Raw genomic sequence first — 15,202 nt, 5'->3', positions numbered from 1 at the left:
AGGCCACCATCGAACGTCCGACCTGCCCCTTCCCCAGTCAGGACCCGTGCAAGCTCGAGCCAGTGGCCGACTTTCCTGAACGAACGTCAGACTGAACGGCCTTGCGTGTGATAGCTCTTTAGGATGAGCTTGGAGGAGCTTCAGACGCGGCTGCGCGAGTTCGCCGATGCGAGGGACTGGGGGCAGTTCCACACCCCGAAGAACCTGGCGATGGCGCTAGCAGGTGAAGCTGGCGAGTTGCTGGAGATCTTCCAGTGGCTCACGCCGGAGCAGTCCACGGATGTCATGGACGAACCAGAGCGCGCTGAGCATGTTCGCCAGGAACTCGCCGACATCCTCGCCTATCTTGTCCGACTGGCCGACGTGCTAGACGTCGACCTGCTAGCTGCCTTGTCCTCGAAGATCTCCCTTAACGAGACGCGCTATCCCGTTGACCGCGCACGCGGAACCGCAGCCAAGTACGACAAGCTCGATTGACGAACAGATCGAAGCCGAAACATCCCGGGAACTGGTTGATTAATGGCCACGAAGAAAACGTGGAAACCACTGGAAGCGTACTGGCCAGTAAAGGAATTTCTTCGAGACCACGCCCGCTTAGTGCCAGAAATTGAAAAGTCTTACAAAGATGCACACCCCAAGGGTGAAGAACCGTCTCCTTCCGACGTCACGTCGTGGCGAGAGAGCGTCTACTGGCTAGCTTCGCTTTTAGACCGACTCGGCCTGGACCAAGTCTGGATGTTCGTGGAGTACCGTGTCGACCCGAACATGAACCCAATCGACGTGGTTCTCGCTGGCCGCCACCCGGAGGGCGGCTTGAGTTTCGGCGCGATCGAGCTGAAGCAATGGAGCAATTTTGCGCGCCCAAACCCTAGTGTGATTGACGGCCTGTGCGCTTCCTGCCGCAAAGCGAATTCTGGGACACTCTGCAACGAATGCGCAGTTGGCAAAGTTTTCATGAAATCGTACGGGAAAAACGGGCAGAACACGAAGCACCCAGCAGTGCAGGTAAACGCGAACGTTGCTGCACTCAAGAAGCATCACAGCATGTTCGACGATCGTTACGTCAATCTTGTAGGCGCATCGTACCTTCACAACCTCAAGAACCCGGATCTTCAGTGGATCAGGAACGTCTCACCTCACCCTGAATTTCCGACGTTCACAGCTCGCGCCCCTCGCGAACTCGAAGAGTTCTTAGGCAAGAACTTCAGCGCTGAGTCGGGATCCGAGGCAGCTCAGGCTCTACTCGAGCGTCGTCGATCCACGTCGACCATCACGCCAGAAATCGGGTTGATAGTCAACGGGCATACTCAGTTCAGTCTCATAGGAAAACAACTCACAGCAGTGAAGTCGGTGATGGATTCGGTGCACAGCTCCTCGCGGGTAGGGCCGAAGAAAGTATTCGTTGTCAGCGGCCGTGCCGGTAGCGGGAAATCGCTTGTGGCACTGACCCTTCTCAGCCAAGCGCTGGCTGCCAACAAGAATGCTTCCTACGCCTCCGGCGGCATTGCGTCACGCGAGACCTTCAGGCGGGGCTCAAAGGGGCATGGCAAGGCGTTTGCCACCCTGAACAACATCGCCAATAGCAAATCAGTCGATGAACTGGACCTTCTGCTGTGCGACGAAGCGCATCGACTGACCGAGCGCCCCATGAGCGGTTCCTACTCAATGCGCCCTGGTGAATCGTCGGTCGAAGTAGTCGTAACAAGGGCCAAGGTACCGGTGTTTTTTATCGATGGAGACCAACGCCTGTTCGCAGAAGAGGTCTGGTCGCCCGAGGCACTGACCAAGGAGATCCAAAATCTGGGCGCCGAGGTCGTGCCGATCAATCTGGACCGGGTACTACGCGCGGTCGGGAGTTCGACTTACGACACTTGGCTACAACAATTCCTGTCCGGAAACCCACTGGCTTGGCGGCCTGACGACGACTTCGACCCGGAGCCCTTTCAGCTTTACTACTCCGACCACCCCGCAGCGATGGAGCGTTTCCTGCACTATAAGAACGACGCTGGGGAAACGGCTCGAATGAGCGCCGGACTGTGCTGGAAATGGGAAGACCAAAGCGGCACCGAGCCTGAAGTCAACCCTGAACCAGGTTGGGCCCGCCCGTGGAACGCGGGGGACCAACATGACACGCCGGGGGTGCCGAGGCGGAGATTTTGGGCCACTGAACCCGGTGGATTCGGCCAGATCGGCTGTGTGCACACGGCTCAGGGACTTGAGTACGAGTGGGGCGGCGTGATCATGGGGCCGGATCTCACGTGGACGAACGATGGTTGGAGGGTCCACCGCAGCAACGTGCTGAGCAAAGCCAGCAGGATTGATTCGGATGACGATCTTCTACGTGTTGTCCGGAACGCCTATGGCGTTCTCATGACTCGCTCGATCCGCGGCACTGTTTTGTACTCCGTCGACCCGGCAACCAGGCGCCTCTTTGCTGACCTTGGCATCCAGAAGGTGTGAAGCAACCTCGTCGCTATCTGAGGCCGCGTCAAGAGTTCGACTGGGATGGCCGACCCTTCATCGGGCGGCTGCCCACTCAACAATCGGTCCGCGACGAGCGTGGGGGAACGAGACCCGGTCAAGCACGTACGCTCTTTGCCGTGAGCACTGAGCGCGGAGCTTGGAAGACGTACGGGGAGCGGCTGGTCTACGACAACCGGTGGGTTCGGTTGGGGTTGGCCGACGTGGAGGCGCCGAACGGTGAGCGATGGGAGTACCACGTCGTTCACCTGGCGCGGATCGCGATCGCTCTGATCGTGGACGACGAGGACCGGGCGCTGATGCTGTGGCGCTACCGGTTCCCGACCCAGCAGTGGGGTTACGAGCTGCTTGGTGGCTTGGTCGACGACGGTGACGATTCGGCTGGAACCGCCGCTCGCGAAGCCGCTGAGGAGAGCGGTTGGGAGCCGGTCGGCGAGGGTCAGCACTTGGTGACCTTCGAGCCTCTGCCTGGACAGGTCACCGCCCCGGTGGACGTCTACTTGTGGCGTGGAGCGAAGCACATCGGCGATCCGACCGACACCGAGGAAGTCGGCCAGGTCGAGTGGGTCCCGCTATCTCGGGTTACCGAGCTGGCGCAGCGGCAGGAGCTGCTCGGTTCGGGAACCCTGGTGGCGCTGCTGTACTTCCTCGCTTCACGCAACACCCTCGGTGGAACCGGGCAAGATCAGCCCGCCGAGCCGGCGTAGGTGTCGGTCTGACTTGATCTGAGCTGCCAGACGTCGCGCTTGCCTGGAGTGGTCAAGCGCGGCGTCGCGGTCTCCAGCGGCGGCAAACGCCAGCGCCAGGTCGACGAGCAAACCGGTGCGCGCCCGCACGAAGCGCTTCAACGAGCTGGTCGATCGCCTCGGGTTCACCGAGCTTGCTCAGGGCGTTACCGCGCCAGCGGTCGAGGTGCGAGCCGCCTAGGAACAGGAACGGCAGCGCGGCGTCGACTGGCTCGGAAGGCAACAACGCGTCTGCCACGTCGAACGCCCGCAACGCACCGTCGCGGTCGCCAACCGCGGCCAGTCCCTCCCCGTGAGCCGCGGACAGCCACGCTCGCAGCAGCGGCGGTGCCGTCCCCTCCGCGACCTCGCAGGCATACGCGAGCTGTTCGACGGCCGAGGCGGTCTCCCCGACGTCGATCAAGACGAACGCCTGCTCCGCCGCGGCGTGTGCCAGCAGGGCCGGAGCCATGGCCTCTCGGGCCGCTGATTTTGCGCGTTCGTAGTGCTCCCACGCCTGCCCGAGGGCGTTCCGGTCCAGTGCTTCCCAGCCCGCCAATGTGGACGCCTCGGTGAGCGCACCGGCGAGCTTTTCCCGTTGTCTGCCAATGGTGTTGTAGCTGAGCAGGTCTTCGACCTGCTTGATGGTGCTGCGGAGCTGGTCGAGCAGTGTGATCCCGCCGAAGCGGCGGTCGACGTGTCTCGCATCGTTGATCTGCCGCAGGAAGACCTCGACCGTGTCCGCGTCCACGGTCTTCGCCATCGCCAGCCTCGACCGCAGCTCCGCGGCGTCGCTGTCCTCGGCCTCCGGAGGAAAGCCGAGTTCTTCGTTGGTGCGGCCGTAGATGTCGCGGAACAGCTGCTGATAGGTCTCGCTGACGGCTTCGTGCCCGTTCTCCCAGCGGGAGAGCTTCGTCTTCAGGCTCGCCGCCGTCATCACCGGGACGCCGAGGGCGTCGGCGCGTTTGAGAAGCATGCGAATGACAGCCTCGGCCGAGTAACCGAGCTGCTTGCGGACGGCCTGAAGTCGCTTCTCCTCCATCACCGCCCCCACCTTGAATAACGGTCCTGACCTGCGAAGTTAATTGCGGTTAATGGATTCGCGGTTAACCCGCGCCATCTGCAAAAACGTCCGCGGATGCCGTTTCTTGGTGGCATGCGCAGCACGAACGCAACCACCAGCCCGTCACTGCGGCGGGCCGTCGAGGACCAGAGCCGGCTACCCCGCTCGCTCGCCGTCACTGCCGGTCCCAGCGCGCAGTCGGGCGTTCATCTCGTCGAGTTGGCGGGTGATCTGGCCGAGCTGACGCTCGATCGCCGAGAGCCTGGACGGCACGTCGTCCTCTTTGAACACCGGCTCGCCGGCCAGGGGCGGCTCACGCCCTTGCAGTACTGCCAACAGATGTTCCGGGTGCCAGCCGAGCGCGAGCGACAGCGCTTCCAAAGTTCGCGCGCTGCGACGTCGCTGCACCGTGTTGCGCTGCAACTCGCGCACCGTCGCCTGCGACACGTGCGAGCGCCGCGACAGCTCCCGCTGACGCATGCCCAGCTCGCTCGTGCGCTGATTGATCGCGCGCGCGACCGCAGCCCAGTCTTCCGTCACGTATTCCTCCGCGCTCCGCCTCAGCGCCGAGATTAGCGCGCAATAGCGGATCCGAAAGACAGACCCGGCTCGCGAATCGCCGGGGTTCGACCAATCTGCGCATTGAGCGCTGAAATTGGCGTTCAAATGCGCCGAAACAACCTCTTACCTCTTCAATCGAAGGGCATACCGCCATGGAAACAAGCGCTGAAAACGCGCGGCCGACCTTCTACACGGTCCGTGAAGCCGCGCAGATCATGCGATGCAATCCCTCGACCCTCTACCGAGCCATCCGCGAAGGTGCGTTCCCCGCAGTTCGGGTCCGCACCCGCTACGTCGTCCCCGCCGCAGCGGTGGACAAGCTCGCCAACGAGGCCAGTACCTCGGGTGGTTGCGTTGACGTCGCCCAGATGGCTGCTGAGCACCGCACCGCTCAGGAGATCGCTCGGCTGACGGGTGGTGCGCGATGAACCACCTCGACATCGAACGACTCCAGCGAATCGCCGCACAGCTGGATCGCTTGCGGCACGTCCCCACCGACGTACTCGCCGAGGTCGTCGTGCGCGACGGCAGGTGCATGCAGATCACAACAGGCGGGGAACCGCCGGAATCTGCCAGTGCGAACCCGGATCGGCAGCTCGCGGCCGATCTGTGCTCGGGCTGCACCGTCCAGGACGCATGCCTGGAGCTCGAATTCCGTTTGCACGGCGGACGAACGCTCGGCGTGTGGGGAGCAATGTCCGATCAGGACCGATGGGCGCTCTACCCGATCTGGTTGGCGCATCGACAGCACGGACCAACTAGCAACGAGGAGGTGACTGGCGATGATGGTGCAACTGACACTCGTTGAAGTGCTGATCGGCCTGGGTATCGTCGTCGCCTTGTTCGCCGTGTGGCGCGCGAGTGCGCGCGCTGCGCACCGGGCTTCCGAGGCGACGCGGGCTGGAGCCCGGCTGATGTCGCTCACAGGGCGGGTGCTGCTGACGGCGGCGACCATCGTCGGGGTTCAGTGGATCGTAATAGTCAATCCCGGCAACACGGTGTTGCTGCTCTCGGTGCTCGCGGTGCCGGCGCTGCTCGCGTCGTACGCGCTCACCCGGGCTCTGACTGTGACCACGCTCGAGACTCCGCAGCGAAGGAGTCGGCGGCGATGATCGGGCAGGTTCCACCTACGGCGAAGGGTGGGCGGCAGCTGCCGCCCACCCGGGCCGAGGCCGAGCACGTCGAACAGGTTCGCAAGCAGGTCGACCGCTTGTGCTGGACGGGCATCCTGCTCGGCCTGGCCTTCACGATGACCAACGTCCAGCAGTTCGCCGCCGCTGACTCGCCACCGTGGTCGCTGGTGTGGTTGGCGGCGTGGCTGCTCGACCCGATGGTGTCGCTGGTCCTCTTGGCGATCCTGCGTGCCGAGCAGGTAACCGCGAGGTACGGCATCCGCACCGGTGGCTGGGTGCGTGCTGCGAAGTGGTTCACGCTCGCGGCCACGTACGTCATGAACACGTGGGCCGCGTACGCGGCCGGCGAGGCCGACTCAGTGGTTCTGCACTCCGTGCCTCCACTGGTCGTGTTCGTCGCCGCCGAGGCCGTGACCGATCTGCGGGACAAACTCAGCCAAGCCGTCCGTACAGCGTTCACGAACGCAGCGGCCGCCTCGCCCGACAGCGCTAGCGAAAACCACGAGCGGTCGGTTCGCCCAGCGAGCGTCAAGCGACGGACGTCGTTCGAGGAGTACTTGGAGCGGGCGCGCAGCGCGTGGAGTCCGGACGTGACGGTGTCGCCCTCGTGGATTCGGGAGGTAACTGGCTGCTCCCGTGGACTCTCGTCGCGGCTGGCCGCCGCACTCGCATCTGAAGTGAACGAGGGAGGTGATCCGCGATGAACGAGCGGGGCGAGCCGCTCCCGGTGCCACGGCCATCGAGCGAAGTCGAATCCGCGATCTTCGACGCCGAGCTCGTGGACAATCCGCCGTCGATCCCGAAGCTGACGCGATGGCAGCGGTTCATGAACTGGTGGCAGCGTTCACCACGCGTGCCTACCGCACTGAAGTCACAGAAGGCCACCAAGCAGGCCCTCCTGGATCTCCTCCTGTTCGTCGTACGCCTCCCGTGGCGGTTCGTCAGCGCCGTCGGCCGCGGGACCGTCGCCGCAGTGCGTGCTTGGCGTCGGTGGGTCCGGGTTCACGACTACCGGGACGCCGCGGAGCAATCCGAGAAGCTCGCGGACAAGTTCATCGAGATCCGAGAGCTAGCCCTGTTCCGGTGGAAGGTGACCGGAACTGCCGCGTTGGCTTCCGCCGCCGTCGTGGTGGTCGCGTATGTCCTGTACGGCGCACCAGCTCTGTGGGCTGCGGGTGGCCTGGCGGCCGCGACGTTAGCGATCTTCGGACGCCGCAAGGAGGGATCGCCGGGCCGGAAGCCCGTGCTGTCCGGCCCCCGCAGTCTGACTTGGACGATGGATCCGCAAGTCCTGGTCGAAGCGTTCCGCGATGCCAAGCTGATCGGCAAGGACGAGTCCCTGCGCCTGGTCGAAAGGGCTGCACACGACGGCTCAGGCTGGGCGGTCACGGTCGATCTGCCGGCGACGCGCAAGGCAGCAGACGTCATCAAGCACAGAGAGGCGCTCGCATCAGCGCTTGCGGTCGACGAGCTGCAGCTAATCATCGAACGAGTTCGAGGCCGCGGCGGGCACGCCGGTCGCGTCTTCCTGTGGGTCGCCGACGCCGACCCGTACGCAGGGCCTCCGATGCGCTTCCCGCTACTCGACGTCGAGCAGTGGGACGCGTGGCGCGCGATCCCGTTCGGGCGCGACGCTCGCAACCGCCGCGTCGACCTGCAGCTCGTGTGGACATCATTGCTGGTCGGCGCGATTCCCCGGCAAGGCAAAACCTTCTCGACACGACTACCCGCTGCAGGGTTGATCCTCGACCCGCACGCAAGGCTGTACGTCTTCGACGGCAAGGGAGGTAAGGACTGGGAAGCCGCGGAGGCCGTCGCGCACCGGTTCGTCTGCGGTGACGAGATCGAGCACGTCGAGGCCGTTCGCGATCATCTCGTGGAGCTGGTGGCGGAAGTCCAATCCCGCTACGCGCGGATGTCCAGGCTTGATGACGACACCTGCCCGGAATCGAAAATCACCCCTGCTATCTCCCGGGACACCGACCTCGACATGCCGATCACGGCCGTGATCATCGACGAGGTGCAGGTGTACCTGGAGAACCCCGCCCGCGAAGACGTCGGCGGCAAGAAGAGCACCATCGGCGCCTACATCGCTGACCTGCTCACGTACCTCACGAGAAAAGGTCCGGCCGTGGGCATCGTGGTCATCCTCGCCACCCAGCGCCCCGACTCGAACACGATCCCGTCCCGGCTGCGCGCGGTGCTCGGCTCGCGATTCGCCTTGCGGGTCATGGACTGGCGTGATTCCAACATCGTGCTCGGCGAGCAGATGAACACCCGGGGTTTTGATGCCTCGACGTTGCTCCCCAGCCACAAAGGAGTCGGAATCTTGCGACCGGACAGCGAAACCGGCGCGGACACCATCGCCACGTTGGTCCGCACGTTCTTCATGCCGAACCCGGAATGGCGAACCATCTGCGGCCGCGGAAGAGCTCTGCGCGAGGTTGCCGGAACGTTGACCGGCCATGCCGCTGGTGATGACCTGCAACGGGCAGTGGACCCAGCGGCAGTGGCCAAGGCGCTCGGCAGCGGCCCCGCGGTTCTGGACGCCCCCTCAGCACTGCCAGAGCCCCTGTCGTCGGTCGTCGACTACCTGGGAGACGACATCGACCAGCGCGATTTCGTACCGACGGCCGAGCTCATCGACGCACTCGACACCGAACCGACCTTGTTCGGCCGGCATATGGGCGAGCTCGGCTGCCAGCCAAGACGCGCCCGCGTCGCTTCCGAAGACGGCACCGTGCGCCAGGTCCGCGGCTACTACACCGCGGACCTCCGGGAAGCAGTGGACGAGGCCCGCACGGCCCAGAAGAAGGAGGGCGAATAGGCGTCCCATGACAGCCGCGAACCCGTCCCAAACCTGACACCCACGTCCGCACCCGTCCCATGCGACAGGACGCGACCAAGTAGCCGTTGACCAGGCAAGACGCTCAGCGGGACGGCTGGGACGGGTGTCCGCGCACCCGTCCCAGCCGTCCCAAACCCGGCCTCATGTCGACTTCACGAGCCTCACGACGGCAACCTGTCCCACGAGCTCCTTCAGTGTTCGCACTTGGCGGATTCGACCTCGCCGTCCTCGTCCGGAAGAGCTGGTAAGTCACCTTGGCTTCGCAGGAGCTTCGCGACGCCCTCCAGCACGCCAGCCACCTGGCCAAGGTCAATTTCATCCATGCGTCCGGCAGCGACCTCGTACGCAACGTCGTCGAGCAGCCATTGGATCTTCCGCAGTAGGACCGCCAGAGCAGCGACATCGCTGGTCACTGACTCACTCCCGTCTCGACCAACACATGGGCTTCGCGGTTGCACTCCGCGCAGGTGGGCCACAGCCATGCGAGCTCGGTTCCCCGAGCGACGGTCACGGAACGCCGGCACAGCGCAGTGATGGTCTCCCCCACCGCATATGCGCCAGCGAGGCGGATGTCCGCTGTGGCATGGCGACCGCCGTCCGCAGGCACCCAGCGAAACGGATGCATCCTGACACCTCCACGTTCCCCAGCTCTAACACCGTGCGCAGGGACCGGAGCCCGAGGGGTCGGTCACGTCCGGCCCCGGTCCCTGCCTTCGAGCCCGGCGACGCGCGAAGGCGCGGAGAGCACGCCGCCAGGCTGAGGTGGGACCGCGAGTAGCTATCCCGATCACACTGAAATAAGCTTGTCAACTGAACGATATAAGCGCCATGTCAGGAACACGACACAAGGACGACTTGAGGACCACCCGCGCGCGGACGGGAGGGAAGACCGTGCGACCACCTCGCACATTGCTTGAGCAGAAGATCCGAGAGCGACGCCAGACGCTAGAAGAGTTCGCTGAATCAGCAGAGCGGTTCGCCCGCGATCACGGTGAAGCGGGCACGATCGGTGTGCGCCACCTGCAGCGTCTCGTCTCCGGTCGAGGACCCAACGGGCGGCCACTCGGCCCCGTTCGGCCGGCCACCGCCCGGCTCCTCGAGAAGATGCTCGACGCGAAAATCGAGGAACTGCTTTCGCCGGTGACGAGCCCGGCTGCGACCGACGAACCAGCAAACGAGCTACGCCAGATGCTGCACACCTCACGGCAGGTCGACGACCAGGTGCTCAACCTCCTGCGTGAGCAGCTCGCAACGATCCGTCGCCTCGATCGTCAGCTCGGCGCAGTCATGGCCCACGAGGAGGCTTGCCTGAAAGCCGCGCAGGTCAGCGCGCTCCTCACCCACAGCCTTCCCGGCACCGTCCGCGAACAACTCGCCGCCCTGCTATCCGAGCTGCACACCCTCGCGGGCTGGCAAGCCCTCGACCTCGGCAAGACCAACATCTCGTGGCAGCACTACGAACAAGCCAAGCGAGCCGCCCGCGAGTCCAGACTCGAGTCCTACGAAGTCCACACAACAGCTGAGCAGGCATTCGTGCTGCTCGACATCGGCGAAACCAAAGCCGCGACAGAACTCCTCGAAGCAGCGCGCAACCGAAGCAAAGCCGGATCACCACCGGTGTTGAACTCGTGGCTCGCAGCCGCTCACGGGGAAGCACTCGCCGCCGACGACCAACCCGCCAACAGCCTCCGAGCCTTCGACACCGCTTCCAAGCTGCTGCCAGCCGACACCATCAACCTCGACGGCCCCTACGTAGTGCTCGACTCCGTACACCTGGGGCGCTGGCGAGGCCACGCCCTCGCCCGATTCGGAGCCCCTGAGGCAATCGAGACACTGACGTCAGCACTGGACGAGCTCGACCCGACCTTCGTCCGAGCCGAAACCTCATTGCGGATCGACCTGGCAAGAGCCTTGGCTTCGACCGACAACCCCGAAGCGGCCAAGCCTCAATTCGACAGGGCTTCGTCCCTAGCCGAAAACATCGGTTCCGTTCGCCAGCAACGCCGCATCGCGGCATTGGTATGCGCATGACCGGCTAACCCGGCGCTGCCGACGTCCAAACGACTCGATTGGAGGTAACGCCCGAACGAGCCTTCGCGGCAGCACTCCAACCCGCAACCTGTGCTTTGGCCCGGCGAAGCATTCTCATGATCATCGCTCCTACACCGGCGCGCTGGGGCAATCTCACTGGACTCCAACGCCACAACACCCACCTCGACGACGAAATTAGCTACGCGACGACCCAACTGGGCCTGTCGAAGTCGGTGGCGCGTTGGGTGTTGTGATCGCTCTCGACGGGCAGATCCTCGTTATCCCATTGGCTGGCCGACTGTCCGTCCGCATTGGGCGCAGACCTGTGCTGATGATCGGTACCGTGGACATCGCCGCAGCGATCTTCTCGAGCTTCATGTTGATCAATACCGCTCAGCGCTCACTCACCCCTCGCCCCACCATCGCACTCCCTAGGTTCTGTCCTGTAAGTCATCGGAGCCAAAGGACGATGGCGGCGATGGTGAGTTCGGCCTGGTAGTAGGCGGCGCGTTTGGCGTAGCGGGTGGCCAGGTCGCGGAATTGTTTGAGTCGGTTGAAGCAGCGTTCGACGACGTTGCAACGTTTGTAGACCTCGGCGTGGAAGGCTGGTGGTCGTCCGCCGCGGGCGCCTTTGGCGGCGCGGCGGGCGATCTGGTCATCACGTTCGGGGCTGATGAACCGGATCCGTCGTACGCGCATGGCCTGCCGGGTCGAGGGATATGAGTAGGCCTTGTCCGCGATCACCACCGAGACGGCATTCAGCAGCGGTAACAGGTGAGGGTTGTCGCCCGCTTGGCCGCCGGTGAGCAAGACTCGCATTGGCAGGCCCGCCCGTCGACCGCGAGGTGAATTTTGGTGCTCAATCCGCCGCGGGATCGTCCGAGTCCTTCTCCCTCGACCGCGAGTTCCTCGATCGTGGCGGCACAGCCCCTTTTTTCCGGGCGCCAGCAGCGTGCTGGTGCGCCCGGACAACCGAGGAGTCAACGCTGACAATCCATTCGACCTCGCCGACGGAATCGTCCTTGACGATCACCTCATCCAAGATCCGCTGCCAGGTGCCATCAGCGGTCCACAGCCGCAACCGCTCGTGCGCGGTCTTCCACGGCCCGTACCGTTCCGGCAGATCACGCCACGGAGCACCCGTACGCAGCTTCCACAAGATCGCGTTGATCACCTGCCGGTGATCTCGCCATCGCCGCCCTCGCCCTGACACCAGCGGCAACAGCGGCTCAATCCGCGCCCACGCACGATCCGTCAACTCACCACGACCTACTCGGGCTCAAGATCAAAGCAGACCCCGCAGCTAGATCAATTTCAGGGACAGAACCTAGACGAATTGCTCGTCCGGGCTCCACCGCGCCGAGATTCACCGCGCAGCCCGCGTCTACTGCGAAGCCGATCGCAGCATCTTCAGCTGGTGCCTGGGCATCACCCAGCACGAGCACGGTGTAGACACCGTCCGCGAGATCATCAACCTGCTCCTGCTGCGCGGGAACCTGGGACGAGAAGGAGCCGGTCCGTCCCCGGTGCGCGGGCACAGCAACGTGCAGGGCAATCGAACCTGCGGCATCGACCACCGGCCCACCGCCGCGTTCCTCGACCGCCTCGCCGACGCATGCGGGATCGAACCGCCCTGCGCTCACGGCTTGGACACCGTCGGCACCATCGAGGCCATGCACCGGGGTGATGTGAAGGTGTTCGTCGGCATGGGCGGCAACTTCGCCCTCACCGCTCCCGCCACGCCATACACGTTCACCGCACTCCGCAAGTGCGAACTGACCGTGCAGGTCAGCACCAAGTTGAACCGGAGTCATCTCGTGCACGGCCGGCAGGCGTTGATCCTGCCCTGCCTGGGACGCACCGAGAAGGACCAGCAGCGCAGCGGGCTGCAAGCCACGTCGGTCGAAGACTCGATGAGCATGGTCCACCTCTCGGTCGGCATGAAGCGCCCGGCGTCCCCGGGCCTGCTCTCCGAACCCGCCATCATCGCCGGCATGGCCCGCGCCGCGCTTCCCGACAGCGCCACCCCGTGGGAGTCCTACGTGGACGCCTACGACCGGAGCCGGAACAAGATGGCCACAGCACTCGACGGGTTCGAGGACTTCAACCGCCGCGTCCGGCAACCGCTGGGCTTCCGCCTCCGCCAGCCGGCCCGCAAACTCATCTTCCACACCCACGCAACGCGCCGAATTCTCCGCAGCAGCCCTGCCCGACGTCGTCCCCGCGAGCGGCACGCTCACGCTAGGAACGATGCGCTCCCACGACCAGTGGAACACCACCATCTACTCCGACAACGACCGCTACCGCGGCATCAAGAATCTGCGCACGCTGATCTTCCTGGATTCCGACGACATGCGGGAGCGCGGCATCAACGAGTTCGACGACGTCGACATCACCAGCACTGCCCGCGACGGCAGCACTCGCCATCTTCAGCGCTACACGGCGATTCCCTACGACATCCCGCGAGGCTGCGCCGCGGGATACACGCCGGAGATGAACGTGCTGTGCGCCCTCGGTGATCACAGCTCCCAGAGCGACCAGCCTTTGATGAAGCACGTCACCATCACCGTGGAACCATCAGCAGCCCACCGCTAAGCGGCGCGCTGCGGATCACAAGACCGTGCTTGTTGCGAAGCTCGGCCACCCTGTCTGCGCTCGGACAGGGCGAGCGCCTTCTTGTCCAGGTGATGCTTCGCAGCCAGCAGTGCGACGAAGATCAGCCCCATGCCGATGTGGAGCCCTCCCGCCAGCTCACCTCGCGGCGCTGCGATCACGTGGAACGCGATCAGCCCAGACGCGACCACGACGGCCGCGCAAGCCCAGAGGAGCGGCCGGTTACGCATAATGCACATCCACCTTCCGTCGTGCACAGACGATCACGAGCGAGCACACGGCCTACAGCCGCGTGTAAACGTCGATATCGCGTTCGAAGTCGCTGATCGCCGAAGCCGACAGCGTCGGGCGCGCCTCGGCGATCGTTTGCAAGTAGTCCTCCGTGGTGGCGAGTTCCCCGCTCGTCTCGAACACGTCACGTTCAAAAGCCGCTTGCGCACCCTGACGTGCCGCGAATTCGATGTCGGCCGGGGTGAAGAACTCACTCCGCTCGACCAGAAGGTCCACGTCGACGTTGTCGCGTGCAGGTCCGAGGTAGCGCGACCACACCGCGCGACGCGCGGGCCGATCCGGCGGACCGACCGGAATGATGTAGTCGAAACGTCCCGGGCGCAGGAACGCCGGGTCCAACGAGTGCACCGAATTGGTGGCGCAGACCAGCAGCCGGTGATCGTGCTCGCGGAAACCGGGGATCAACTTCAGCAGCTCGTTGGTCACACCGTGCGCCGGGCCCGCCGAGGGCGTCGAGCGAGTACCCGCGATCTCCTCAACCTCGTCGATGAACAGCACGACGTCATCGAGCTCTTCCAGCTGGGCGAAGACCTCGCGCAGTGACGCCGCCAGTCCGTCCGACGACGAGGCCGCCAGTCGCGAGGGGAAGAGTTCGACGAATGGCCAGTTCAGCCTGGAAGCGATCGCCTTGGCGAAGCTGGTCTTGCCGGTGCCCGGCGGTCCGAACAGCACGGTGGCCTTCGGCGGCAGCACGCCGTGTCGCTCCGCCTGCTCGCGGTGCGTGATCGGCAGCACGACCCGGCGTTCGATGATGTCCTTCTCCCGCTGCATGCCTGCGAGCTCATCCCACCGACCCGGCGGGATGAGGCTGCCGCCGAGGTGTTCGAGCATGTCGACGTCAGCCGGGTCGAGCTCGTCGACCTTCTCGAAGTAGGTCAGGTCGGTGCGCGGGCGATAGCCGGAGTTGACCATCGCCTTCTCCCCAGCCGCTCCCTCGGGAACCAGGCTCGCGATGCGATGCACCCCCTGATGACGCAGCTTCTTCTCGAGCTCGGTGAGCAACGCGCTGCCGATGCCACGGTTGCGCCAACGACTGTCCAGCGCGAACAGAGCCAGCCATGCCCGTTCGCCTTCCACCCTCGCCGCCGCCATCCCGACGACGTCGTCCTGGACCACCGCGACCATCGCCGGGTGACCGGACTGCGCCATCGACACGACCTCGGCGGCCGAGAAAACCGGTTCCGCACCTTCGCGACTCTGATCCCAGATGTGGATCGCCTGATCCAGGTCGTCGCCGTGGAAATCGCGCACCCGCCACACCGGCACGGCACACCCCCTCGAATCTCGCGCGGTGGAATCCGGACCGCCGCGTCCCCGGCCGTGACCGAAGTACAGCACCACACAATCCAGTGTGGCCAAGACGCGTTTCCGATGGGTCGATCGGCGCGTCCTATCAGGACGCAGGCGGTCAAGCAGAAACCTCCCGACGCAGACGCGCCACGCGGTCTCGCGCGAA

General features: G+C 64.6%; 16 protein-coding genes and 1 pseudogene. 10 read left to right on the top strand and 7 right to left on the bottom strand.

What is annotated here, in order from left to right; translation table 11 throughout:
- The first annotated feature begins 123 nt into the window (after positions 1-123).
- The 3 genes from E1202_RS20250 (at position 124) to E1202_RS20240 (ending at position 3,188) form a co-directional block, all read left to right on the top strand.
- Positions 124-477 carry a nucleotide pyrophosphohydrolase gene (locus E1202_RS20250; protein ID WP_132684722.1) on the top strand — a complete coding sequence of 118 codons (354 nt, stop codon included), beginning with the start codon at positions 124-126 and terminating at the stop codon, positions 475-477.
- A gap of 42 nt (positions 478-519) precedes the next feature.
- Entirely contained in the window at positions 520-2,460 is a 1,941-nt protein-coding gene (locus E1202_RS20245) for a DNA/RNA helicase domain-containing protein (RefSeq protein ID WP_132684721.1), read from the top strand.
- 140 nt (positions 2,461-2,600) lie between these two features.
- The gene (locus tag E1202_RS20240; protein ID WP_132684720.1) at positions 2,601-3,188 is read left to right on the top strand and encodes an NUDIX hydrolase; all 588 of its coding nucleotides are present in this window, start codon (positions 2,601-2,603) and stop codon (positions 3,186-3,188) included.
- 52 nt (positions 3,189-3,240) lie between these two features.
- Here the strand turns inward: E1202_RS20240 and E1202_RS20235 are convergent, their stop codons facing one another.
- Complete coding sequence (locus tag E1202_RS20235) at positions 3,241-4,251, bottom strand: protein kinase family protein (RefSeq protein ID WP_328591003.1); 1,011 nt, start codon at positions 4,249-4,251, stop codon at positions 3,241-3,243.
- 174 nt (positions 4,252-4,425) lie between these two features.
- Positions 4,426-4,809 carry a helix-turn-helix domain-containing protein gene (locus tag E1202_RS20230; protein WP_132684719.1) on the bottom strand — a complete coding sequence of 128 codons (384 nt, stop codon included), beginning with the start codon at positions 4,807-4,809 and terminating at the stop codon, positions 4,426-4,428.
- Positions 4,810-4,982: 173 nt separating this feature from the next.
- Between E1202_RS20230 and E1202_RS20225 the strand changes: the two genes are divergently transcribed.
- Genes E1202_RS20225 through E1202_RS20205 form a run of 5 tightly spaced genes read left to right on the top strand, consistent with a single transcriptional unit; the run spans position 4,983 to position 8,790 of the window.
- Positions 4,983-5,258, top strand: a complete 276-nt coding sequence (locus E1202_RS20225; RefSeq protein ID WP_132684718.1) for a helix-turn-helix domain-containing protein — start codon at positions 4,983-4,985, stop codon at positions 5,256-5,258.
- Positions 5,255-5,638: a WhiB family transcriptional regulator gene (locus E1202_RS20220; RefSeq protein WP_132684717.1), complete on the top strand. Its 384-nt coding sequence runs from the start codon at positions 5,255-5,257 to the stop codon at positions 5,636-5,638. Before E1202_RS20225 ends, E1202_RS20220 begins: the two co-directional genes overlap by 4 nt.
- On the top strand, positions 5,613-5,942 hold the full coding sequence (locus E1202_RS20215; protein ID WP_207918797.1) for a hypothetical protein: 330 nt from the start codon (positions 5,613-5,615) through the stop codon (positions 5,940-5,942). Before E1202_RS20220 ends, E1202_RS20215 begins: the two co-directional genes overlap by 26 nt.
- Complete coding sequence (locus tag E1202_RS20210; protein WP_235878700.1) at positions 5,939-6,667, top strand: hypothetical protein; 729 nt, start codon at positions 5,939-5,941, stop codon at positions 6,665-6,667. The genes E1202_RS20215 and E1202_RS20210 overlap by 4 nt, the downstream gene beginning before the upstream one ends.
- The gene (locus E1202_RS20205) at positions 6,664-8,790 is read left to right on the top strand and encodes an FtsK/SpoIIIE domain-containing protein (RefSeq protein ID WP_132684716.1); all 2,127 of its coding nucleotides are present in this window, start codon (positions 6,664-6,666) and stop codon (positions 8,788-8,790) included. Before E1202_RS20210 ends, E1202_RS20205 begins: the two co-directional genes overlap by 4 nt.
- A 212-nt stretch (positions 8,791-9,002) precedes the next feature.
- Here the strand turns inward: E1202_RS20205 and E1202_RS20200 are convergent, their stop codons facing one another.
- On the bottom strand, positions 9,003-9,224 hold the full coding sequence (locus tag E1202_RS20200) for a hypothetical protein (RefSeq protein ID WP_132684715.1): 222 nt from the start codon (positions 9,222-9,224) through the stop codon (positions 9,003-9,005).
- A complete protein-coding gene (locus E1202_RS20195) occupies positions 9,221-9,436 on the bottom strand; it encodes a zinc finger protein (protein WP_132684714.1) in 216 nt (71 codons plus the stop codon). The genes E1202_RS20200 and E1202_RS20195 overlap by 4 nt, the downstream gene beginning before the upstream one ends.
- 284 nt (positions 9,437-9,720) lie before the next feature.
- On the opposite strand from E1202_RS20195, the gene E1202_RS20190 reads away from it, so the two are divergent.
- Positions 9,721-10,842: a hypothetical protein gene (locus E1202_RS20190; protein ID WP_132684713.1), complete on the top strand. Its 1,122-nt coding sequence runs from the start codon at positions 9,721-9,723 to the stop codon at positions 10,840-10,842.
- Positions 10,843-11,292: 450 nt separating this feature from the next.
- Here the strand turns inward: E1202_RS20190 and E1202_RS20180 are convergent.
- Both E1202_RS20180 and E1202_RS32250 read right to left on the bottom strand, forming a co-directional pair.
- Positions 11,293-12,100 (bottom strand): annotated as a pseudogene (locus tag E1202_RS20180) (IS5 family transposase).
- A gap of 1 nt (position 12,101) precedes the next feature.
- Entirely contained in the window at positions 12,102-13,082 is a 981-nt protein-coding gene (locus tag E1202_RS32250; RefSeq protein ID WP_235878698.1) for a hypothetical protein, read from the bottom strand.
- Positions 13,083-13,092: 10 nt separating this feature from the next.
- Here E1202_RS32250 and E1202_RS31860 point away from each other — a divergent pair, with 10 nt between their 5' ends.
- Positions 13,093-13,437, top strand: coding sequence for a hypothetical protein (locus E1202_RS31860; protein ID WP_207918795.1), 345 nt, complete (start codon positions 13,093-13,095; stop codon positions 13,435-13,437).
- A gap of 300 nt (positions 13,438-13,737) precedes the next feature.
- Here the strand turns inward: E1202_RS31860 and E1202_RS20170 are convergent, their stop codons facing one another.
- On the bottom strand, positions 13,738-15,012 hold the full coding sequence (locus E1202_RS20170) for an ATP-binding protein (RefSeq protein WP_132684711.1): 1,275 nt from the start codon (positions 15,010-15,012) through the stop codon (positions 13,738-13,740).
- Between the last annotated feature and the right edge of the window lie 190 nt (positions 15,013-15,202).

The sequence above is a fragment of the Saccharopolyspora karakumensis genome (assembly GCF_004349225.1).
GTDB classification, from domain to species: Bacteria; Actinomycetota; Actinomycetes; order Mycobacteriales; family Pseudonocardiaceae; genus Saccharopolyspora; species Saccharopolyspora endophytica.
This window is presented reverse-complemented; position numbering and strand designations above follow the sequence as displayed.